Below are 20,775 nucleotides of genomic sequence, written 5' to 3'. Positions count from 1 at the left end.
CTATGAAAATTATTAAATGGATTAAGCGTATTGCGATGGCGCTTTTTTTACTCCTTATTGTATTATTGATCACCGGATTTATTTTCGAAAAAATATCCCGGGCAATAGCGGAGAAAATTAAACCTGACGGACAGATAACAGAAGTCGGGAATCATAAAATGCACTATCTGAAAGAAGGAACAGGCGGTCCTACAGTGGTTTTCGAAACTGCTTTCGATCCGGCAGGCCATCTGCAATGGTACCATATTCAGAAAGACCTACCCAAAACCTATACTACATTTTCATATGACAGATCCGGAATCTTGTGGAGCGAAAGAGGAACCAATCCTAAAACAGGTGAGAAAATAGCAGAAGAACTTCACGCTTTACTGGAAAAATCCAAAGCGCCGAAGCCTTATATTCTGGTAGGCCATTCCTTTGGAGGGATGCTGACGAGGTTTTTCGTTCAAAAATACCCTCAGGATGTTGCAGGAGTCATATTGATAGACAGTCAGTATCCGGCAGACGAAAAATACCTGTCCCCCGAATTACACGGCATGGTGAACCAGGGGCTTCCCGGTGGCTTTTTAAAATTTGCCAATACCTTTGGAGCGGCGAGGCTTATGTTTAGAAATATGTTTCCACTCAGTCCGCAATATAAATACCAGAATTCTATTATGCCGGCACTCCTTTACAAAAGCGCCGATGCTACACTGGAAGAGCAGGATCACATGAAATCTATTAAGACAGAAGCTGCGGGCATTACTTCTTTTGGCTCAATCCCGCTTTATGTATTGACAGCTGGAGATAAAACAAGATACGACAGCTTCATCAAAGACCCTAAATTTAAAACCGAAATGCTTGAAGCATGGGATAAAATGCAGAAAGACCTGTTGAATTTATCTACTGACAGCAAACAGATTGTCCTACCTACAAGCGGGCATTATATCAATCAGGATCAACCCAAAATTGTAGAAGAAGCGGTGAATGAAATGGTGAAAAAAGTAACGGCTCAATAACGGAACCCGCATCTTGCACCATGAAACAGGAGGATTGTCAATTGTCAATGAGTGAATTCTGAATCTTGAATTTTGGATTTTGAATTTTGAATTTTGAATTTAGAATTTAGAAAAGACAATTAAGACTACTCCTAATCCCGTATCTCACAACCTGCACCTCGAAATCCGCACCCCATAACTCGTAACAACTCTCACAACCAGAAACTCGCAACCCGCGCAACCCGCATCTCGAAACCCACCATCAATTTTACTACATTTTCAATAGATTTTTGAGATTAAAATATTAAATTTGATAGAATTAATCGTTTGTTATGAAGTTAATTGAATTAGCGAAAGAGCTGAAAGTTTCGGCAGAAGCCATCAAACAGTTTATTCAGGATTTCGATCTTGAATTGGGAGTATGTATCAGTACAAATTTTGAAGTAAAAGAAGATTTTGAGAAGTTTGCCCGTGAAAATCTGGATTTCTTAAAGCTTTACGAAGAAGATCTCGATAAAAATAAAACGCTGGAGCAAATAGCAGAAGTGATCAACCAGCCGAAGGAAAAAGTAGAAGAGGCCATCAAAGAAAATAATCCCAATATTTTTGATAACGGATTTTTTCGTTCATCCATTTCCAGCTATGGTATAGATAATAAATTGGGCGGCAATTATCAGTTTGTCTATGATTATTTCGGACATAAAACGAGCCTGAAACATAGAGATTTTATAGGCTACAGAGATCTGTTCTTTTATATATCGGCCGTTTTGGAACCTTTCCTGAATCCTCAGCAGATCAAAGACTGGGGAATTCATAAGCCTGCCGGAATTATTCTTTACGGACCTCCGGGAAGCGGAAAAATATTTTGGGCAACGAAAATTGCTGAGATAATCGGATATCAGTTTAAAGAAGTGAAAAAACACTATCTCGGAACATCTTTCATTGATGGAAATCCAACCAATTTCAATGATTTTCTGCTGACGATGATGAAGGAAGAAAAAGTACTTCTCTTCCTTGATGATTTTGATGAAATTATGATGGAAAGAAGAGCAGAAACAGATCTGGCTTCCTGTAATCTGGAAACCCAGGAATTGATTCTGCATTACATCAGCAGATTTGAAAAAGAAGAGTTACTGATGGTAGGTTCTGCCAATACGGTTTCAGGGATTGATGAAGAAATTCTGGCTCCCGGAAGATTTGACGTGATGATCCCGATATTTCCACCCAATGCCGCTGAACGATCGGAAATCATTTTGTATGCAATGACAAAAGGGCTTGAAGAAGATTCTCTACTCTACAAAATCCTTAAAAAGAACAAGGCAGATAAAGTTCCGTTCTGGCATGAGATCTCGTCCAGAATGAAAGCATTCAGCAACACCATGCTGATTGATTTTACACAAAGCCTTAAAAAACGCCTTAAAAATCAATACCAAAGGCTTAAAAATGAAAACCTTAAAATAGATCAGGCACTTTTGAATGCTGCATTAAGAGATGCCGCAGGAAAACTTACCGAGGAATATCTCGATCAGGTGGCAAGATTTCTGGGCGATGCCATTATCAACAATTTTGATGAATTCAGATTCAGAATTCAGGCTTTGAAAAAAGAACTGGAAACCTATAAAGTGGTTGAAGAACCTAGAAGAGCAATCGGCTTTCATCATAATGGTGAAGAGGGTGATGGAGATGCACAGGGATGATGGAGTTAGAGAGTTAGAGAGTTAGAGAGTTTGGGGATTCGGGGTTTGGAGTAGTCTTAATTGTCTTCTTTGTAATTCAAGATTCACAATCCAAAATTCAAGATTCAGAATTCACTCATTGACAATTGACCATTCACCGTCTTTCTGTTTCTAAATTCCGATTTTGAGTTCAAACAACCTTCTTAATCTAAGCCTAAACCTTTGCCTCAGTCTGAAATCTAAAATCTAAAAAAATTACTCATCACCAATCACTCATTACTCATGAACAGCATCTGGGAACTCGAAACCTTTTACAGAAAGCGGGATATCATCATCATCGGGTCCGGATTTTCCGGGCTTTGGACAGCTGTGAGCATTAAAGAAAAATATCCCGGAAAATCGATTTTAATTATTGAAAGAAATACAACTCCTTTGGGAGCTTCTACCCGGAATGCCGGTTTTGCCTGCTTTGGAAGCCTTACGGAAGTGATTTCCGATTCCAGGAAAATGGGTTGGGACAAAACACTAAAACTGGTGAAGATGAGGTATGAAGGGCTTCAGAAGATCAGAAGATATTTTAAGAACAGTGAAATAGATTTTGATCTGAACGGAGGCTATGAAATTTTAAATAATGATGAACCTTTACAGCAGCTGGATGAAGTAAATGAAAAATTAAAAATAATAACAGGTCTCGACAAAACCTATTTCCTGAACCAGGAAAAAATTAAGGAATTTGGTCTCGGAAAATCTGAATTTCTGATTGAAAATCCCTGTGAAGGAAGTCTGCATTCCGGTAAACTCTTGCAAAAACTTTTGGAGAAATGCTATGAGTTGAAAGTAGAATTCCTTTTTGGGACTGAAGTGGAAAAAATAAATGAGTGTGAAGAAGAAGGTGAAGTTCACCTTCTGGAAGCACTTTCTGTAAAGGCGGATCAGGTTATTTACTGTACGAATGCATTCAGCTCAAAATTCATGGAAAAAGAAGAACTCATTCCTGCGCGCGGACAGATTCTTTTAACGGAACCCATTGAAGATTTGAAACTGCAGGGAACTTTCCATTATGATGAAGGATTTTATTATTTCAGAAACCTCGGAAACAGAATATTGCTGGGCGGCGGCCGCAATCAGGATTTTAAAACAGAAGAAACCACCAATTTTGAAACCACGGAATTTCTTCAAAACCATTTGGAAAACTTTTTAAAAGAAGTTATTCTGCCGGGTCAGGATATAAAAATTGCGCTCCGGTGGTCAGGAATTATGGCTATGGGTTCAGAAAAAACACCCATCGTAAAACAGCTTTCCAACCGACAATTCTGTGCAGTAAGACTCTCAGGAATGGGAGTAGCTCTGGCCCCGAAAATTGGGGAGATAGTAGCCGGGATGATTTGAGAGGGAAGGTGATTGTGAATAAGTGAATTTTGGATTTTGAATCGTGAATTTTGAATTAAAAAGACTATTCGAAACCCGGAACTAGCATCTCGCAACCCAAAACTCGCACCCCGGACCAGAAATATTGTGAATGGTCAATAAGCGAATAGTGGATTTAAAAGAGTAACTAAACTACCCCAAACGCGAACCTCGCAACCCGAATCACGAACCTCGAAATCCGAAAAATTCCGTATTTTTGTATAAAATTACAAATTCGTGATCAACAACGACCAGATAAAAGAAGTTCACTCCAGAATCGGAGACTTACATAAATACCTTCAGATAGATAAAAAGAAGATAGAAATATCGAATGACGATGAAAAAACAGCTGCTCCTGAGTTTTGGAACAACCCGAAAGAAGCAGAGGTTTTCCTGAAGCAGCTTCGTTCCAAAAAGAGATGGGTAGAAGACTATGAAGAGATCAGTACCCAGTTTGAAGACCTGCAGGTGCTGGCGGAATTTGCCAAAGAAGATCCGGACTCTGAAAAAGAGCTTGATGAAACATTCCCGAAACTTGTAGAAAAAATAGAAGACCTTGAGTTTAAAAACATGCTTTCCAATGAAGGAGACGAGCTTTCTGCTGTTCTTCAGATCACTGCCGGGGCAGGAGGTACGGAAAGTTGCGACTGGGCTTCCATGTTGATGAGAATGTATACCATGTGGGCTGAAAAGCAAGGGTATAAAATCCGTGAACTCAACTTCCAGGAAGGAGATGTAGCCGGAGTGAAAACCGTAACCTTAGAAATAGACGGAGAATATGCATTCGGATATCTGAAAGGGGAGAACGGAGTACACAGACTGGTAAGAATTTCACCTTTTGACAGTAATGCGAAACGTCATACGAGTTTCGTTTCGGTATACGTGTATCCTTTGGTGGATGATACTATTGAAATCAACATCAATCCTGCCGATATTTCATTTGAAACCATGAGATCTTCCGGAGCTGGAGGACAGAACGTAAACAAGGTAGAAACGGCTGTACGTCTTCGTCACGCACCTACCGGAATTATTATTGAGAACTCCGAATCCCGTTCCCAGCTTCAGAACAAGGAAAAAGCTATGCAACTTCTTCGTTCAAGACTTTATGAAATGGAGCTTGAAGCACGTATGAAGGCCAGAAATGAGATAGAAGCCAATAAAATGAAAATAGAGTGGGGAAGCCAGATCAGAAACTATGTGATGCACCCTTACAAATTGGTAAAAGATGTTCGTTCTGCTCATGAAACTTCAGATGTGGATTCTGTGATGAACGGAAATATTACCCCATTCCTGAAAGCGTTCCTGATGGCCGATGGTACCGCTGTTTCAGATGATGATCTGGACTTGTAAAATATCATGTCCGGATTTTAGTTAAAATCTTATAATTAATTTTTGTTTAAGACTTTTTACACTTACTTTTGTTGCTAATCGTTATATATGGAAGATTTCAATAGCTGGAGAGATTTACTGAATCCCGAGTTTTACATTAAAATGGGTGGATTCTGGCTTATTTTATTTATTGTTTTTGCTGAAACAGGGCTTTTTGTAGGATTTTTTCTACCTGGAGATTCACTTCTGTTTGTATCAGGAATTTATGCCGTTGAAATCATCAAAGAGACTTTTGGCTCCACGGGGAGCGATTTGTTAGATACAACTATTCTGGCTTCATGTGTAGCTATTGCAGCGATCATCGGAAATGAAATCGGTTATTATTTCGGAGTGAAAACTGGTCCTGCTTTATACAAAAAGCAAGATACCATGCTGTTTAAAAAGAAATACCTTTATCAGGCTCACGACTTTTTTGAAAAACACGGGGCACTCGCAATTATTATGGCCAGATTTTTACCGGTAGTGAGAACCTTTACTCCGATTGTTGCAGGGATTGTGAAAATGGATAAGAAAGAGTTTTTAAGAGATAATATAATCGGAGCTGTGCTTTGGTCCTTCATCCTGATTTTTGCAGGACATTATCTGGATAAATTATTCCAGGAGCAGTTCGGGATCAACCTTAAAGAAAAATTGGAGCTTATCATCATCATCATCGTTCTGGTAACTACTCTTCCGGTGATTATCAAATTTGTTTTCGGGAAGAAAGATGATTTTTCTAAATATGAAGACAAAGATTCTGAGTAATAAAATCAATAAAAATATTAGAAATAACCTGCTTTCCGGCAGGTTATTTTTTTATCCATTCCAGAATATTCGGATAAATGATGCTGTCTCTTTTTATTTTGCTGAAAAGTCTTGGAACATGCCCGGTTCTGTCCATAAAGACAAGTCTGTGAGGAATATTAAGCTTTGTAAGAGCAGAATCCATAGACAATCCCTGATGCTGATTCACCAGAAAATCGTTATTTCCCTGAAACAGTAAAGTAGGCACATTGGATATGTTGGCAATCGGGCTGGCTTCTTTAAACGCAGCAGCAACATTTTTACGGTCAAACTTTGTTCCTACCACCTTCTGGAAAGTAGGAGAAGTATATTTTGAATAAAATGAATTCAGATATTCCGGACTGTAAAAATCGGTAGGCCCGCTCAGGGAAATAATCTTCCTGATCTGTTCCGGATGCCGGTATCCGTAAAGAAGAGCAAGGTGGCCGCCGGCACTTTCTCCCAGAATAATATAATTGTCGGGCTGAAGTTCTGCTTTTCCGGCCAGAGAATTAAATTTTTCAATAGCAAGGCCAATATCTTCCAGCTGCTGTTTATAAGTGATTTTTTTCCGCTTTGAAACCAGCCGGTAGTTCATGTTGACACTCGGAATCTGATGAGTAAAAAGCATTTTCTGAATCTGGATCATGTGTTCTTTTTTCCCGAGAGTCCATGCGCCGCCGTGCACGATCAGGACAACGGGAGTGTCTTCCGGATAATCCTTAGGAAGAAAAACGTCCATTTTCTGTCTTTTATGTTCGCCATACTTCAGATTGTATATTTTCTGCTGGCCGTCCTGACCTACCCAAACCCTGAATCTTGTATTGCAGGACTGCAGCAGGAAGCTGAGACATCCTACAACAAAAAAATGGTATCTGAGGATAAGCTTTTTCATTACTTAAATTTACGGAATTTTTCGGATTTCGTGATGTGGGTTTCGGGGTGCGAGTTGCGGGATGCGAGGTTTGTGATTCGACTAGTTTTGATTGGTTCTTTAAATTCAAAATTCACAATTCAAAATCCAGAATTCACTTATTGACCATTCACTTGCGAATCAAAATCCACCATTCTGCCGCCTTAAAGTTTTTCCGCTGTTTTTGATGAAAGTCCTTTTTTTATCGAGATAGCATCCTTTTCACCTTTTGTAAAGATAAATGTAATTTCCGAATCATCATCCTGAAGGAAAAATGAGTTCTCTTTTTCAGCCAGCATTTTGACTTTAGGCTCGTTGCCGTTCTGAAGAAAAAGCTGTCCGTTTTCATAAAGCACATGGATAATACTATCATCAGATAGTTTGTAATTTCCAACATATTTCTGAAGTAGGGAAGGCTCCAGTGTGATTTCCTTTTTTGGCTTTGGAAGATCATAAGGCTGATCTAAAAGGGCTGCTAAAATAGTGTTGCCCGCTTTTTCAAGCTTTTTGCTTGTGATATTGTTAAGCAGAATAATGCAGATGTCATCATCAGGAAGCATGGCAAAATAGCTGGTAGCTCCTTCAATATTTCCTCCGTGATTAATCAGCTTTTTACCAAAAAGATCATCAATAAACCAGCCGTATCCATAGCCGCTTAGAAATGGAGTGGTCGCCTTTTTAAAACTTTCCTTAGAAACTATTTTGTAATCTCTGAGTCCCTGATAATATTTGTACAGATCTTCAGCTGTACTGTAAATCTGTCCTGCAGGGCCTGTAAGTTCCGGATTCCATATTTCGGTTTTTTCCTGCTTTGTTTTGGAAAGATAGTCATAAGGGACCGTTTTGTCCGGACTTTTCAGTTTCGGATAATCAAATCCGGTGTGATTCATTTTTAAAGAATTTAAAATTATTTTTCTTACAGCATCCTCATATGACAAGCCTGTAACTTTTTCGATGATTATTCCTAAAAGAATGTAGCCGGAATTAGTATAGGAGAACTGGGTTCCGGGTTCGAAATCTAAAGGTTCATTTTTAAAAAAGGAAATATTCATATCCTTGGAAATACTTTGCCCGGTATGAAGAAGGCGGAAATATTCCTTATTCCGGAGGGCTTCATAAATTCCGGAAGTGTGGGTAAGAAGATGTTCAATGGTGATATCATTTCCCCTCGGATAGTCTGGAATAAATTTAGAAACAGGATCTTTTACAGAAAGTTTCCCTTCTTCATCGAGTTTTACAATAGTTAATGCAGTAAAAGACTTGGTTAAAGAAGCAATCTGATAAACACCGCTGTTCCGGTTTGGAATATGTTTTTCAGCATTCTGCCATCCGTAAGACTTTTCGAAGATGGTTGTATGGTCGTGTATCAGGGCTGTTCCGTTGAATTTGTTGATAGCCTGGTAAGCCTGTATAATATTCTCAATAGCCTTCCTCTTTGTTTCCAGCTTTTTTCCATTGATTTCTGTTTTAAGTTGAGCCTTTAAAGGAGAACAGAATATACTGAGTATAAAAGTTATGTAACTCAGGAAAAGAAGGTTATTTTTATGGCGCATGATATCTTGTTTAAAAAACAGGTTAAAAATAAGCAGACTTTTGCTCAGGTAAGCAGTTTATCATCAGAAATATTTAAATTTAATATTCAGAAACAAATAAAAATAGATTTTAATAATTATTTTTGCGGGACTTAACATATATTAAAAAAATATTAAAATAATATGGCATCTGGTTTTTTTGCGATTTTGGATGATATTGCAGCGCTGATGGATGATGTAGCGGTTACAAGTAAAATAGCTACACAGAGAACAGCAGGTATTCTGGGCGATGACCTGGCGGTGAATGCGGAGAAAGCTACAGGTTTTCTTTCTTCACGGGAAATCCCGGTTTTGTGGGCCATTACAAAAGGTTCCTTTATCAATAAACTCATTATTCTTCCGGTTGTATTCCTTCTCAACTGGCTCTATGCTCCGGCCATTAACTACGTGTTGATTCTGGGAGGACTCTATCTGGCGTTTGAAGGTGTTGAAAAAATCATAGAATTTCTTTTTCACCGGGACAAAAAAGGCCACGAAGTGGTAGAAGAAATTGTAGAAGACGAAAAAAGTGATGAAGAAATAGAAAAAGCAAAGATAAAATCCGCTATTACCACAGATTTTATTTTATCTGTAGAGATCGTCATTATTGCTTTGGGAACGGTTTTGGAAGAAAGTCATCCTTTCATTACTCAGATTTTGGTTACCAGTCTGGTTGCTTTTATAGCGACTGTAGGAGTGTACGGAATTGTTGCTTTGATCGTGAGAATGGACGATGCAGGATTCAAATTAATCAAAAAAAGTAATGACAAAGGCTTCTTCAGCAAGCTTGGACACTTTTTGGTAAAAGCTTTACCTGTTGTTATTAAAGCGTTGGGAGTGATAGGGACTATTGCTTTGATCATGGTAGCTGGCGGTATTTTTGCCCATAGAGTAGAATTTCTACACCATGTTTTACCTTCCTGGTCTTCAAATGAGTTGCTTACTATCTTAAAAGAAATTATTCTGGGACTTGTAGGAGGCTTGTTTGCTGTGGCACTTTTTACGATTGGAAAAGGGGCTGTTTCTCTAGTAAAGAAGAAATAGAAATCTGATTATAATAAACGTCTCGGGGCGGCTTCGTAGAAGCCGCCCCGATGTATTTAACACAAAAAAGAGGCTAACAAAAGCCTCTTTTTTTAATATTTTAGTTGAATAAATCTTTCACTTTATCAAAAAAAGTTTTTTCCTTTCCGGAAGGTTCTGCAACCATTTCTCCGCTGGACATCTGCTTCTCGAAGAAATCTTTCTGATCCTTCGTCAGCTTTTGTGGAGTCCATACATTGATGTGAATAAACATATCGCCTTTACCATAGCTGTCGATACTTGGAAGCCCTTTTCCGGCTAATCTGAGAATCTTTCCGGATTGTGTACCCGGATCAACCGTGATTTTTACTTTACCACCTACCGTAGGAACTTCTTTCTTCGTTCCTAAAGCTGCTTCAGCAAAAGAAACATATAATTCCTGATGAAGATTATCACCTTCTCTCTTGATCGTTTTATCTACTTCCTCTTCAATGATCACCAATAAGTCTCCCGGAACACCTCCGAATGGAGCATCGTTACCTTTTCCTCTTACATTAAGCTGGATACCGTCTCTTGCACCTGCCGGAATATTAATTGAGATTTCTTCCTCGTCTTTTATCAGTCCCTGTGCATTGGCTCCTGCAGGAATTTTATCAGCTACTTTCCCGATTCCCTGGCAGGTTCCGCAGGTAGTCTGCGTCTGCATCTGGCCAAACATCGTGTTCATTACTTTAAGCTGAACTCCTGAACCGTTACAGGTAGGACAGGTTTTTGAAGTGGCTCCTTCAGCCGTCTTCATTTTTTTTACTTTGATGGTTTTCTGTGTCCCGTTCACCATTTCTTCAAGGTTCAGTTTGATTCTGATCCTTAAATTGGAACCTTTCACCTGCTGGCGTCCTCCGCCTCCTCCGCCAAAGCCACCGAAACCTCCGCCGAAAATATCTCCAAACTGGCTGAAAATATCTTCCATATTCATACCTCCTCCTCCGAAGCCTCCTCCTCCGAAGCCACCATTACCGCCCATTCCGGCATGACCGAACTGATCGTATCGTGCACGCTTCTGGTCGTCGCTCAGTACTTCGTAAGCTTCTGCAGCTTCTTTAAATTTTTCTTCAGCCTCCTTGTCTCCTGGATTTTTATCCGGGTGATATTTGATGGCCATTTTTCGGTATGATTTCTTTATCTCGTCGGCCGATGCAGATTTACTGATCTCAAGAACCTCGTAATAATCTCTTTTTGACATATTCTTATAATTGATTATTGATAAATGATAATTGATGCCTATTGCTTATGGTTTAAAACCCGCTGTCAGTCAATTATCTATCACCATTTATCATTTATTTACTTTTAGTTTCCTGTTACTACTTTTGCAAAACGGATCACCTTATCACTCAAAGTATATCCTGTTTCAATAACATCCACGATTTTGCCTTTTAGATCTTCCGATGGTGCAGGAATCTGAGTAATTGCCTCATGGAAATCTACATTAAAAGTATCTCCGGCATTTACTTCCATTGCTTTTAAGCCTTTTTCGGTAAGTTTGTTTTTAAACTTCTGATAGATCAGTTCTACCCCCTGAAGATCAGATGGATTTCCGTTTTTAGCAATCTCTTTAAGAGCTCTTTCAAAATCATCTAAAACTCCCAGCATAGATACCATCATATCCTGATTGGCATACTGGAAGAATTCCATCTTCTCTTTTGACGTTCTTTTTTTATAGTTTTCGAATTCTGCATATAATCTGACGTAACGGTCTTTCTCTTCTGCCAAAAGTTCCTCTGCAGAAGGGGTAGCTGTCACATTGTCTTCAGATACTGCTTCGTTCTGAATATTGTTTTCTTGCTGATTATTGACGCTTTCTTCCTTAATATCCTGATTTTCCATAATTCAATATTTATTTAAATAGTTGTTTGACAAAGAGCCTGCCAAATACAAAATATGGACATTAAGGCAGAAAAAAGAAGCAGAGAATGCGTTGGGAATGGTCAATTTTGCCTCACAAGTGAATGATGAATTATTGGATACGAAAAATTTACAGCTGATGATTCAGCATTCAAAAGCGGATTGTGAAAGGTCAATTTTTGCTTCGCAAGTGAATGGTGAATTATTGGATACGAAAAATTTACAGCTGATGATTCAGCATTCAATAACAGATTGTGAATGGTCAATTTTTGCCTCGCAAATGAATGGTGAATTATCAGAGCTGAGAAATTCACTATTCACTATTCACTATTCACTTTTCATTATTCATTATTCATTATTCCCTATCCCGTAAATGTCTGATAAAGCAGATACACATTTAAAACAATAATCACTACAGAAATAATCCAGACGCAGACTTTTAAGAAAGGTTTATTCACGAATTCTCCCATTTTGGCCTTGTCATTAGTAAACATAACCAATGGAACCACTGCAAAGCTAAGCTGCATGGATAAGATAACCTGACTTAAAACCAACAAATCAGTAGTTCCCTGTTCACCATAAATAATGGCTACTATCAGCGCAGGAATTACGGCAATCAGTCTTGTAATAAGCCTTCTCAGCCAGGGTTTTAAACGGATATTCAAAAAGCCCTCCATTACGATTTGCCCAGCAAGTGTGCCGGTGAGTGTTGAATTCTGTCCTGATGCCAGCAAAGCAATCGCAAAAGCAATACTTGCCATAGAAGCTCCCAGGATTGGGGTCAACATTTTATAAGCATCGTGAATATCTGCTACATGCTTATTTCCGGTAGTATGGAAGGTGGCAGCCGCTAGGATAAGAATAGCTGCATTGATAAAGAAAGCCAGCATCAATGAAACAGTGCTGTCCAGAGTAGCAAATTTGATAGCTTCTTTTTTTCCTTCACGGTCACGGGGATAATCTCTTGTCTGAACGATACTGCTGTGCAGATATAGATTATGAGGCATTACAGTAGCTCCTAAAATCCCGATAGCGATATACAGCATGGCCGGATTTTGAATGATTTCTTTTTGAGGAACCAATCCCCCTAAAATCTCATTGAAAGCAGGCTGCGAAATGACAATTTCATAGATAAAACAGGCCAGAATGATAAATATAAGTCCGCCCACAATACTTTCTATCCATCGGAAACCTTTGGCCTGAAGTAAAAGAATAATCAAAACATCTACAGTTGTGATTACAATTCCCCAGGTAAGCGGAATATGAAAGAGAAGATTTAAAGCAATGGCAGAACCTATCACCTCTGCGAGATCACAGGCGGCGATGGCTATTTCACAAAATACCCACAGAATAAAATTGGTGGTAGGACTGAAGTGATCACGACAGGCCTGTGCAAGATCTCTTTCCGCAACAACTCCCAGTTTTACGGAAAGATGCTGCAAAACCATTGCGAAAATGTTTGAAATTAAAATAACCGAAAGAAGGGTATACCCGAATTGAGCACCCCCTGCAATATCAGTTGCCCAGTTTCCGGGATCCATATATCCTACGGCAATCATCAGTCCCGGGCCGGCAAAAGCAAGATATTTTCTCCAGAAATTAGCTTTTCGTGGGACTTTTATAGAGGAATAAACCTCTGATAATGAGTGGGAAGTTTTATCTTTACGCCAGGCGTTATTGGTATTGAAATTCATAAATGTTAGAAATGACTAACAAATTTACTTAAATAAATATAAATACGAAAGTCCAGTCCAAAAAAAATCCCGAAAATCAATTTTCGGGATCTTATTTTTAGTGATTCTAAACGATTATTTTGCAAATCTCACTGCCATTTTTCTGTCTGCAGCTCTTTCCGCATCAGAAGCTTTGGCATCTACTTTAGCATATTTACTTCCGTAACCTTCTGCTTCAAGAACCTGGGCTCCAACTCCGGCCTTAGCTAAAGCTGCTTTAATAAATTCAGCTCTTGCTTTGGATAATTTTACGTTAGAAGCTTCGTTACCTGTTTTGTCAGTATACCCTCCAATTTTAATTTTTGCATCCGGGAATGCTTTTAAGATGGCTACCAAATTATCAAGCTGTCCCTGAGAACCTGCTTCCAGATCAGTAGAACTTCCCATTTTGAAGTTTACATGGTCAAAATCATACCACTTATCTTTTAATGCAGCATCATCAGCAGCATTTTTATAATTTCCTGATTTCAGGAAGGTAATCATCTGATCTTCCATACCTCCTTTATAGCCTTTCAGCATTACACCGTTAAGATCAATGTTTTCATCTGTCTTAGCAGCTGGTGCTGTAGTAGACGCAGAAGTGTCTGTTGGAGTTGCCACAGCAGCCGAATCTACTTTTGAAGCTGTAGAATCAGTGGTGGTTGTAGTGGTAGTGGTTTGCTTTTTCTCGCACTGCTTCCATAAGAAATAAGCAGCGGCAATTAAAAGTAAAAGCGGAAGCAACCATTTCCAGATTGAACCTCCGCCTTCATTATTGTTATTTCTGTCAGGATTTGTTCCTGCAGCTGTAGTACTTCTCGTTACTTCAATTTTCGGCTCTTCAGGCTTTGGTGCTGCTTCTGCATGAGAAGAGCTTCCTCCAAACCAGCTTCCCAGGTTAAGGGATGCCAAAGAAAGACCTGCAGGCAGTAGTGAAGAAACAATTCCTTTTTGCTCACCCAACAGGCTTGAAATACCTGATTTGTCTAAATTGTTATCAGTAGCATATTTTCCGATAGAACCTACCGTAGCTCCTGTTACCAAATTAAGCAGCGAACTTGAAGAATTATTACTGATACCTGCATAAGTAGCAATAGCATTTACAATTCCGCTGATTTTGTCTCCAAAAATAGAGGTAAGCAAAGTGGATATTACAGGGTTGCTGGATGATCCCCCTAATAAATTTCCTAAAATTCCGCTAGATGAAGCATTGGTAATTGCATCCAAAACTCCAGGATTATCAGAATTATTTGCCAGTCCCCCTACCACAGCAGGAAGGATACCTCCGATTGCTTTTGAAATACCGGATTCACTTTCTCCAAATTGTGAAGCTGCTTGTGAAACCAAAGCGGGACCTAGCTGTCCTTTAATTAAATCAATGACATTTAAAGACATAATAAATTATTTTTTTAGATTAATGTTGAATAAATTTAAACAAAAATCTGTCCAAAAGTCACTTTTTTTTGAATATTTATTTAATTTCCTGCCAGGTTTTTGAATTTCAATAAAAAAAATTAATAGGCTTTTGCGAATAATACACGTCTTTTAGACGGTTTTCCACTTACCATAGAAATTCCTTCTTCAATATCGTCATCTAAAGGAATACATCGGATTGTTGCTTTTGTTTCGTCCTTGATCTGTTCTTCTTCTTCAGCTGTTCCGTCCCAGTGTGCATAAATGAAGCCTCCTTTTTCTTCCAGAACTTTCTTGAACTCTTCATAAGTATCCACTCTGGTGATATTGTCTTTTCTGAAATTGAATGCTTTTTCGTAGATCTCTTTCTGAATAGTCTGCAATAATTCTTCAATATAAACATCCACTCCTTCGATAGAACGAACTTCTTTTGTTAAATTATCTCTCCTTGCAATTTCCACAGACTTGTTCTCAATATCTCTTGGTCCCATTGCAATTCTTACAGGTACACCTTTTAATTCGTATTCTGCAAACTTCCAACCCGGTTTGTTATGCGTATCGTCATCAAACTTTACAGAGATGCCTTTTGCTTTTAATTTAGCCACAATATCCAATGCTGCTTCGCTGATCTGAGCCAATTGCTCTTCCCCTTTAAAGATAGGAACAATCACTACCTGAATTGGCGCAAGGGTAGGAGGAAGTACCAGCCCTAAATCATCGGAATGGGTCATAATCAAAGCACCCATCAGACGGGTAGAAGTTCCCCATGATGTTGCCCATGCATGTTCGATTTTACCTTCTTTGTTGGTGAATTTCACATCAAAAGCTTTCGCGAAATTCTGACCTAAGAAGTGAGAAGTTCCTGCCTGAAGAGCTTTTCCATCCTGCATCAATGCTTCAATACAGTAGGTTTCATCTGCTCCCGCAAATCTTTCAGATGGAGTCTTTAATCCTTTAATAACAGGGATCGCCATGAATTTTTCTGCAAAATCTGCATATACGTCATTCATTTTCTCAGCTTCCTCTATTGCTTCATCTTTTGTAGCATGTGCGGTATGTCCTTCCTGCCATAAGAATTCTGCAGTTCTCAGGAACAGACGGGTTCTCATTTCCCAACGAACAACGTTCGCCCATTGGTTGATCAGGATAGGAAGATCTCTGTAAGACTGAATCCAGTTTTTGTAAGTATTCCAGATAATGGCTTCAGAAGTAGGGCGTACAATAAGCTCTTCTTCCAGTTTTGCATCCGGATCTACAATCAGTTTGTGTGGATTGTCCGGATCGGTTTTTAATCTATAATGGGTAACTACTGCACATTCTTTGGCAAAACCTTCTGCATTTTTTTCTTCTGCCTCAAACAGACTTTTGGGCACAAAAAGCGGGAAATAAGCATTCACGTGACCTGTTTCTTTGAATCTTTTATCCATTTCATCACGCATTTTTTCCCAGATTGCATAGCCGTATGGTTTGATCACCATGCATCCTCGCACTCCAGAGTTTTCAGCTAAATCAGCTTTTACAACCAACTCATTATACCATTTGCTGTAATCTTCGCTTCTTGAGGTTAATTTTGCCATTATTTTTTAAAATTTTTTTAACTTTTGTACATTATTGTAATCTAAAAATAAAAATCTATTTTTGATAGATTTATTTACCAGTGTTTTGGTACATTTTTGGTACAGATTGCAAATATAATTTAAATTAAAAATTTTTACGTTATCATGAAAAGAAATATACATAAAAATTTGCTCGGTCTGTTAAAGTCCAAAGGGATTTTAGCAATATCAGGCGGATTGCTGCTTGTGTCCTGTGGTGCTCAAATGGGAGGGTACACGGAGACCGACGGGGTGTACTATGACCCCAATAAAGATACGCTGCCAGAAGGAGTGATCATCAACAATGGCGGAAACAGAGTGGGTGAAAATTATGATTATTACCAAGATTCTAACGTCATCGAAAACGCTCAGGCCAATTCCAGAGAACAGGACAACAGATATAACACATGGAGCGATAACAACTGGAATAGCAATGCTACAGATTCAGATTGGGGCGCTTTTGCCGGATCTCAAACCAACTATTACGATAATTCCTGGGGATCTCCGTGGGGATGGTATGGTGGTTATAGCCCTTATTGGGGTTGGGGTATGAACCGTGGCTGGGGCTGGGGTATGGGATTATCCTGGGGCTGGGGCGGCTCATTCGGTTGGGGTGGTTCTTTCGGCTGGGGCTGGGGAGGCTCTATGGGCTGGGGTAACCCTTACTGGGGATACGGATATTCTCCTTATTGGGGCGGATATTATGACCCGTTCTGGGGTGGCGGTTACGGTAACCCATATTGGGGCTGGAACGGTGGCTACTGGGGTAACGGCTACAGACCTATGTACAGAAGAAGTGGTGGCGGTGCATTCAGTAATCCTGGGTTAACCAATGCAGTGTACAGAACCAATACCTATAATGGCGGTTTCAGAAACAGCAATACTAACGGTTTCAACAACTCATCTAATAACGGTGGCTTCAGAAGCGGCAGTACAAACGGAGGTTTCAGAAACAGCACAAATGGCGGTTTCAGAAACGGAAGTTCAAATAACAACGGAGGATTCAGACAGGGAAATACGAATGGCGGATACAGAAATCCACAGTCAGGAGGTTTCCGTAATTCAAATTCTCAGCCAAGACCTAATTATAATACACAGCCAAGCTATAATAATAACAACAACGGAGGATTCAGATCCAATGATGGCGGTGGTTTCAGATCAAGCGGAGGTTCTTCCGGTGGTGGTTTTAGAGGCGGCGGTTCTTCCGGTGGCGGTGGCGGCTTCAGATCTGGCGGCGGCGGAGGCGGCGGCTTCAGAGGTGGCAGATAATTTCAAACTTAATAACTATTTAAAAAAATAATGTTAAAAAAATCTTTAGTATTAATGAGTGTTTCTGCAGCATTCTATGCGCAGGCTCAGGATGTTTCTATATTGAGAAATACTGCAGATGTTTATTCCAGTACTCCTATGGTGGGTTCGTCAAAGTTTAATGCAATGGCAGGAGCTAACGGAGCATTAGGAGGTGATGCCAATTCTCTGCTTACGAACCCCGCAGGTTTAGGAGTTGCTATTTCCGGAGAGGTTTCCGGGACTCTGTCTATCGCAGGAAATAAAAATAAAAGTACCTGGGCAGGGTCTACCATAGATTACAGTAAAACGACTACAGATCTTGGGAATATAGGGGCTGTAATGTCTTTTCCTCTGATGACTGAAACAGGATGGAAGTTTATTAATATCGGAATCAACTATTCCAATCAATCATTGGATAATTATGTAGAGTCTCCCGGAAGCAATGATGTCATCAAGGATTTTTCTGATGGTAAAAGTGCTTCATTTGCAGGACATGCCTATAACAGATATGGAAATCTTTCAAAAACAAGTTTCGGGGTAGGAGCTAATTATAACCATAACTTATATATCGGTGCCGGTTTGAACTTTTTCAACGCATCTATTGATCAGTATGATACAGCAGCTTTCAAATCACTGGCGGACGGTTCTATGGAATACTTCGACAGACAGAATACGCCTATGTTTGAAAGATCTTCAGGTTTTTCAGCCACAGTGGGGGTAATCGGAAAGCTAAGTCCTAATTTCAGAATCGGGGGAGCTATTGAAACTCCTACGTTCTGGCGTATAGACAGAGATTACAGATTTTATAACGACCCTGAATTCGGTGACGGGACAGCTTCAGAGTCCAGAGATCTTACAACGCCGCTTAAAGCAACTGTAAGTGCTGCTTTTGTTGCCAGCAAAAACTTCTCTTTGAATGTTGACTATACTTTAGGATTAACAAGACCTAAATATCAGGTGGTAACAGGTACCGAAAGTGACCTGAACAGCTTCTTCAAAGACAATTATAAGAATTTGTCAGAAGTAAGAGTGGGAGCTGAGTACAGAGTAAAGCAGTTCAGACTGAGAGGAGGATACTCTTTCACATCCAATCCGTTCGATGCTTTGACTGTGAGCCAGGTAAATCCGGATGCTTCTACTTCCGACAATTCATACAGCAATATGATGCTTAACAGCAGAAATCTGGCTTCTTTCGGTTTAGGATATGATTTCAAATCCTTTTATATAGATGCATCTTATCAGTATGTAACATCTAAATACAGCAATCCTTTCCTAAGAGGAATTGAAACTGGAAACCCTGCTACTGACACTGCTTATTATTCTGATAACAGAATTATGTCATCAGATTACTTTGCTGTTTCAGAGGTGAAAAATAACAGAAATAACTTCTTTATTACATTCGGCTGGAAATTCTAATTCCAGATTGTGTAATGAGTGATTAAATTGAGGCTCCGGATCGGTAAGATCCGGAGCTTCTTATTTATAAATGTCTAATCCGGGTTTTGTGTGAGATTAGGCTGGATCTGAATCTGTTGTTCAGGAATGTATTCTACAATCCGGTTATGAGTATATGGGATAGTATAGAAAACATTGCTGCCATTGAGATGAGAGCCCGGATACTGCCGGTTCATTTCTAATTTGTTTCTGTAAACATCATATTTTCTGTGCGCTTCGAAAGCCAGTTCAAGCCTTCTTTCCTGAAGAGTTATTTCTAAAGCAGTCTGTCCCGCCGGCACAGCAGTATACGTTGGAATTCCTGCCCTTGTACGGATGGTGTTGATATCAGCCAGTGCAGAGGTGGCATTTCCCTTTTTCGCATAAGCTTCAGCTCTGTTGAGGTATATTTCGGCCAGTCTGGTGACTACAGGAGACCATAAATGCGGAACTCCTTCCTGAAGCGAACATTTTAAAATATAAAACTTGGGATAGCCGTTTCTTTTATCCATGTCTTTGTCAAGTTCAACATAGACTTTAGCATTATTTGAATTGATAAAATAATAACTGGTCTTATTGGGTGTCACCTCAGACTGTACCTGATAATTCACGTTATTCATCGTAAAATAGGTATTTCCGCCCTGCTGAAAAGTTTTCTGGAAAACATAATTGTAAGAGGCCCCTCCTGAAGAATTGGTTCCCTGCTGAACCCAATAGGCAACCGGAGTGGCCGGATCAGTATATTTAGGAGAAATAAATTTTACTCTTGCATCCTGAGGATTCTGATTGATCAAATCGAGGTAGGAGGAAGAAGCATACATTTCACCCCAGCCTACATTCTGGATATTGGCATACATAGAACCTATTGTATACCACCCATCGCTGTAATCACCATCTTTATTGTATTTAAAAGCAAAAATAGTTTCCGTGTTGTTTTCAGGCTTTTTGGTGGCATAAGAAGGAAGCTCTGCTCTCGATAGCAAAGCATATTTTCCGGAATTGATTACTTTATCTGCATATTCAATCGTCTTGTCATTGTTTTCCATATAAAGATATACCCTGGAAAGTAAAGCCTGAGCAGCCTGTTTTGAAGCATAGATATTGCTTTTGTCCACAGTCATTAACTGTTCTGCTTTTAAAAGATCGCTTACTACCTGATCATAGATTTGTCCTACAGTTGCTCTGGCAGGTAAATCATTAACATCATCTGAAGTTTTCAAAGGAACACCGGGATTTCCTGCACCTTGATTATAGGGTCTTCCAAATACATTCACCATAGAAAAGTAAACATAGGCCCGAAGAAAATAATTTTCCCCGATCAGTTGGTCTGTTTCAGCATCTTTCCCTTCCGTAACTCTGGAAATAATCCGGTTACAGCCTATAATTGCTTTATAGCCGGAATTCCATATGGTATTTGATCGGCCGTTGTTTTTAATACTTCTATAATTGTAGTAGTAAAAAAAGGCATCGGTTGTTGTACCGCTGATATCAATATTATCACCACCATATTCGCCGATTCTGTAAAGATTGTTGAAAAAACCGCCTCCTTCAGCATCTCCTTTTAGCAAAGCATAGTTTCCATAAGTGATGGTTTGTAACCCGGCAGGATCTTCCAATACGGTTTCTGATTCTTTGGAATCATAGGGTGAACGGTCTATATTGCATGCTGTCAGCAATAATAATAGAAATGGTATTGTTATTTTTTTCATAC

Annotated in this window: 17 protein-coding genes; 9 read left to right on the top strand and 8 right to left on the bottom strand. The window is 39.4% G+C overall.

Features of this window, described 5'->3' with window-relative positions; translation table 11 throughout:
• The first annotated feature begins 2 nt into the window (after positions 1–2).
• The 5 genes from ACM46_RS17520 (at position 3) to ACM46_RS17500 (ending at position 6,193) form a co-directional block, all read left to right on the top strand.
• Positions 3–998, top strand: coding sequence for an alpha/beta hydrolase (locus ACM46_RS17520; protein WP_048507990.1), 996 nt, complete (start codon positions 3–5; stop codon positions 996–998).
• 311 nt (positions 999–1,309) lie between these two features.
• Positions 1,310–2,674 carry an AAA family ATPase gene (locus ACM46_RS17515; protein WP_048507989.1) on the top strand — a complete coding sequence of 455 codons (1,365 nt, stop codon included), beginning with the start codon at positions 1,310–1,312 and terminating at the stop codon, positions 2,672–2,674.
• Positions 2,675–2,935: 261 nt separating this feature from the next.
• The gene (locus tag ACM46_RS17510; RefSeq protein ID WP_048507988.1) at positions 2,936–4,042 is read left to right on the top strand and encodes an NAD(P)/FAD-dependent oxidoreductase; all 1,107 of its coding nucleotides are present in this window, start codon (positions 2,936–2,938) and stop codon (positions 4,040–4,042) included.
• A 255-nt stretch (positions 4,043–4,297) separates the two neighbouring features.
• Positions 4,298–5,410, top strand: coding sequence for a peptide chain release factor 2 (gene prfB / locus ACM46_RS17505; protein WP_048507987.1), 1,113 nt, complete (start codon positions 4,298–4,300; stop codon positions 5,408–5,410).
• Between the two features lie 87 nt (positions 5,411–5,497).
• A complete protein-coding gene (locus tag ACM46_RS17500) occupies positions 5,498–6,193 on the top strand; it encodes a DedA family protein (RefSeq protein WP_048507986.1) in 696 nt (231 codons plus the stop codon).
• A 43-nt stretch (positions 6,194–6,236) separates the two neighbouring features.
• Here ACM46_RS17500 and ACM46_RS17495 read toward each other — a convergent pair whose 3' ends face one another.
• Positions 6,237–7,106 carry an alpha/beta hydrolase gene (locus ACM46_RS17495; protein WP_048507985.1) on the bottom strand — a complete coding sequence of 290 codons (870 nt, stop codon included), beginning with the start codon at positions 7,104–7,106 and terminating at the stop codon, positions 6,237–6,239.
• A 182-nt stretch (positions 7,107–7,288) separates the two neighbouring features.
• Entirely contained in the window at positions 7,289–8,677 is a 1,389-nt protein-coding gene (locus ACM46_RS17490; RefSeq protein ID WP_048507984.1) for a serine hydrolase, read from the bottom strand.
• Positions 8,678–8,839: 162 nt separating this feature from the next.
• On the opposite strand from ACM46_RS17490, the gene ACM46_RS17485 reads away from it, so the two are divergent.
• A complete protein-coding gene (locus tag ACM46_RS17485) occupies positions 8,840–9,739 on the top strand; it encodes a DUF808 domain-containing protein (RefSeq protein ID WP_048507983.1) in 900 nt (299 codons plus the stop codon).
• A 100-nt stretch (positions 9,740–9,839) separates the two neighbouring features.
• Here the strand turns inward: ACM46_RS17485 and dnaJ are convergent, their stop codons facing one another.
• Together dnaJ and ACM46_RS17475 are read right to left on the bottom strand one after the other, a co-directional pair.
• Positions 9,840–10,961: a molecular chaperone DnaJ gene (gene dnaJ / locus ACM46_RS17480; protein ID WP_048507982.1), complete on the bottom strand. Its 1,122-nt coding sequence runs from the start codon at positions 10,959–10,961 to the stop codon at positions 9,840–9,842.
• A gap of 104 nt (positions 10,962–11,065) precedes the next feature.
• Positions 11,066–11,602, bottom strand: coding sequence for a nucleotide exchange factor GrpE (locus ACM46_RS17475; RefSeq protein WP_048507981.1), 537 nt, complete (start codon positions 11,600–11,602; stop codon positions 11,066–11,068).
• A gap of 22 nt (positions 11,603–11,624) precedes the next feature.
• Here ACM46_RS17475 and ACM46_RS17470 point away from each other — a divergent pair, with 22 nt between their 5' ends.
• A complete protein-coding gene (locus ACM46_RS17470) occupies positions 11,625–11,993 on the top strand; it encodes a hypothetical protein (protein ID WP_048507980.1) in 369 nt (122 codons plus the stop codon).
• On the opposite strand, the gene ACM46_RS17465 is transcribed toward ACM46_RS17470, so the two are convergent.
• The 3 genes from ACM46_RS17465 to proS all read right to left on the bottom strand — a co-directional run bounded on the left by ACM46_RS17465 (position 11,983) and on the right by proS (position 16,322).
• The gene (locus ACM46_RS17465) at positions 11,983–13,314 is read right to left on the bottom strand and encodes an Nramp family divalent metal transporter (RefSeq protein WP_048507979.1); all 1,332 of its coding nucleotides are present in this window, start codon (positions 13,312–13,314) and stop codon (positions 11,983–11,985) included. The genes ACM46_RS17470 and ACM46_RS17465 overlap by 11 nt on opposite strands.
• A gap of 114 nt (positions 13,315–13,428) precedes the next feature.
• Positions 13,429–14,727, bottom strand: coding sequence for an OmpA family protein (locus ACM46_RS17460; protein ID WP_048507978.1), 1,299 nt, complete (start codon positions 14,725–14,727; stop codon positions 13,429–13,431).
• Positions 14,728–14,846: 119 nt separating this feature from the next.
• On the bottom strand, positions 14,847–16,322 hold the full coding sequence (gene proS / locus ACM46_RS17455; RefSeq protein ID WP_048507977.1) for a proline--tRNA ligase: 1,476 nt from the start codon (positions 16,320–16,322) through the stop codon (positions 14,847–14,849).
• A 144-nt stretch (positions 16,323–16,466) separates the two neighbouring features.
• On the opposite strand from proS, the gene ACM46_RS17450 reads away from it, so the two are divergent.
• Both ACM46_RS17450 and ACM46_RS17445 read left to right on the top strand, forming a co-directional pair.
• The gene (locus ACM46_RS17450; protein ID WP_083997448.1) at positions 16,467–17,609 is read left to right on the top strand and encodes a prolyl-tRNA synthetase; all 1,143 of its coding nucleotides are present in this window, start codon (positions 16,467–16,469) and stop codon (positions 17,607–17,609) included.
• Between the two features lie 54 nt (positions 17,610–17,663).
• Positions 17,664–19,046, top strand: a complete 1,383-nt coding sequence (locus ACM46_RS17445; RefSeq protein ID WP_241486047.1) for an OmpP1/FadL family transporter — start codon at positions 17,664–17,666, stop codon at positions 19,044–19,046.
• A 74-nt stretch (positions 19,047–19,120) separates the two neighbouring features.
• On the opposite strand, the gene ACM46_RS17440 is transcribed toward ACM46_RS17445, so the two are convergent.
• Entirely contained in the window at positions 19,121–20,773 is a 1,653-nt protein-coding gene (locus tag ACM46_RS17440) for a RagB/SusD family nutrient uptake outer membrane protein (RefSeq protein ID WP_048507975.1), read from the bottom strand.
• Positions 20,774–20,775: the final 2 nt, after the last annotated feature.

This window comes from Chryseobacterium angstadtii (genome assembly GCF_001045465.1).
GTDB classification, from domain to species: Bacteria; Bacteroidota; Bacteroidia; order Flavobacteriales; family Weeksellaceae; genus Chryseobacterium; species Chryseobacterium angstadtii.
The sequence above is the reverse complement of the archived record's forward strand: the minus strand, read 5'-3'. Positions and strand labels throughout refer to the sequence as shown.

Coding starts and splice junctions, on each gene's coding strand:
- ACM46_RS17515 (WP_048507989.1), top strand. CDS start 1,310: ATGAAGTTAATTGAATTAGCGAAAGAGCTGAAAGTTTCGGCAGAAGCC.
- ACM46_RS17500 (WP_048507986.1), top strand. CDS start 5,498: ATGGAAGATTTCAATAGCTGGAGAGATTTACTGAATCCCGAGTTTTAC.
- ACM46_RS17450 (WP_083997448.1), top strand. CDS start 16,467: ATGAAAAGAAATATACATAAAAATTTGCTCGGTCTGTTAAAGTCCAAA.
- proS (WP_048507977.1), bottom strand. CDS start 16,322: ATGGCAAAATTAACCTCAAGAAGCGAAGATTACAGCAAATGGTATAAT.
- dnaJ (WP_048507982.1), bottom strand. CDS start 10,961: ATGTCAAAAAGAGATTATTACGAGGTTCTTGAGATCAGTAAATCTGCA.
- ACM46_RS17440 (WP_048507975.1), bottom strand. CDS start 20,773: ATGAAAAAAATAACAATACCATTTCTATTATTATTGCTGACAGCATGC.
- ACM46_RS17485 (WP_048507983.1), top strand. CDS start 8,840: ATGGCATCTGGTTTTTTTGCGATTTTGGATGATATTGCAGCGCTGATG.
- ACM46_RS17495 (WP_048507985.1), bottom strand. CDS start 7,106: ATGAAAAAGCTTATCCTCAGATACCATTTTTTTGTTGTAGGATGTCTC.
- ACM46_RS17510 (WP_048507988.1), top strand. CDS start 2,936: ATGAACAGCATCTGGGAACTCGAAACCTTTTACAGAAAGCGGGATATC.
- ACM46_RS17520 (WP_048507990.1), top strand. CDS start 3: ATGAAAATTATTAAATGGATTAAGCGTATTGCGATGGCGCTTTTTTTA.
- ACM46_RS17490 (WP_048507984.1), bottom strand. CDS start 8,677: ATGCGCCATAAAAATAACCTTCTTTTCCTGAGTTACATAACTTTTATA.
- ACM46_RS17475 (WP_048507981.1), bottom strand. CDS start 11,602: ATGGAAAATCAGGATATTAAGGAAGAAAGCGTCAATAATCAGCAAGAA.
- ACM46_RS17460 (WP_048507978.1), bottom strand. CDS start 14,727: ATGTCTTTAAATGTCATTGATTTAATTAAAGGACAGCTAGGTCCCGCT.
- ACM46_RS17445 (WP_241486047.1), top strand. CDS start 17,664: ATGAGTGTTTCTGCAGCATTCTATGCGCAGGCTCAGGATGTTTCTATA.
- ACM46_RS17465 (WP_048507979.1), bottom strand. CDS start 13,314: ATGAATTTCAATACCAATAACGCCTGGCGTAAAGATAAAACTTCCCAC.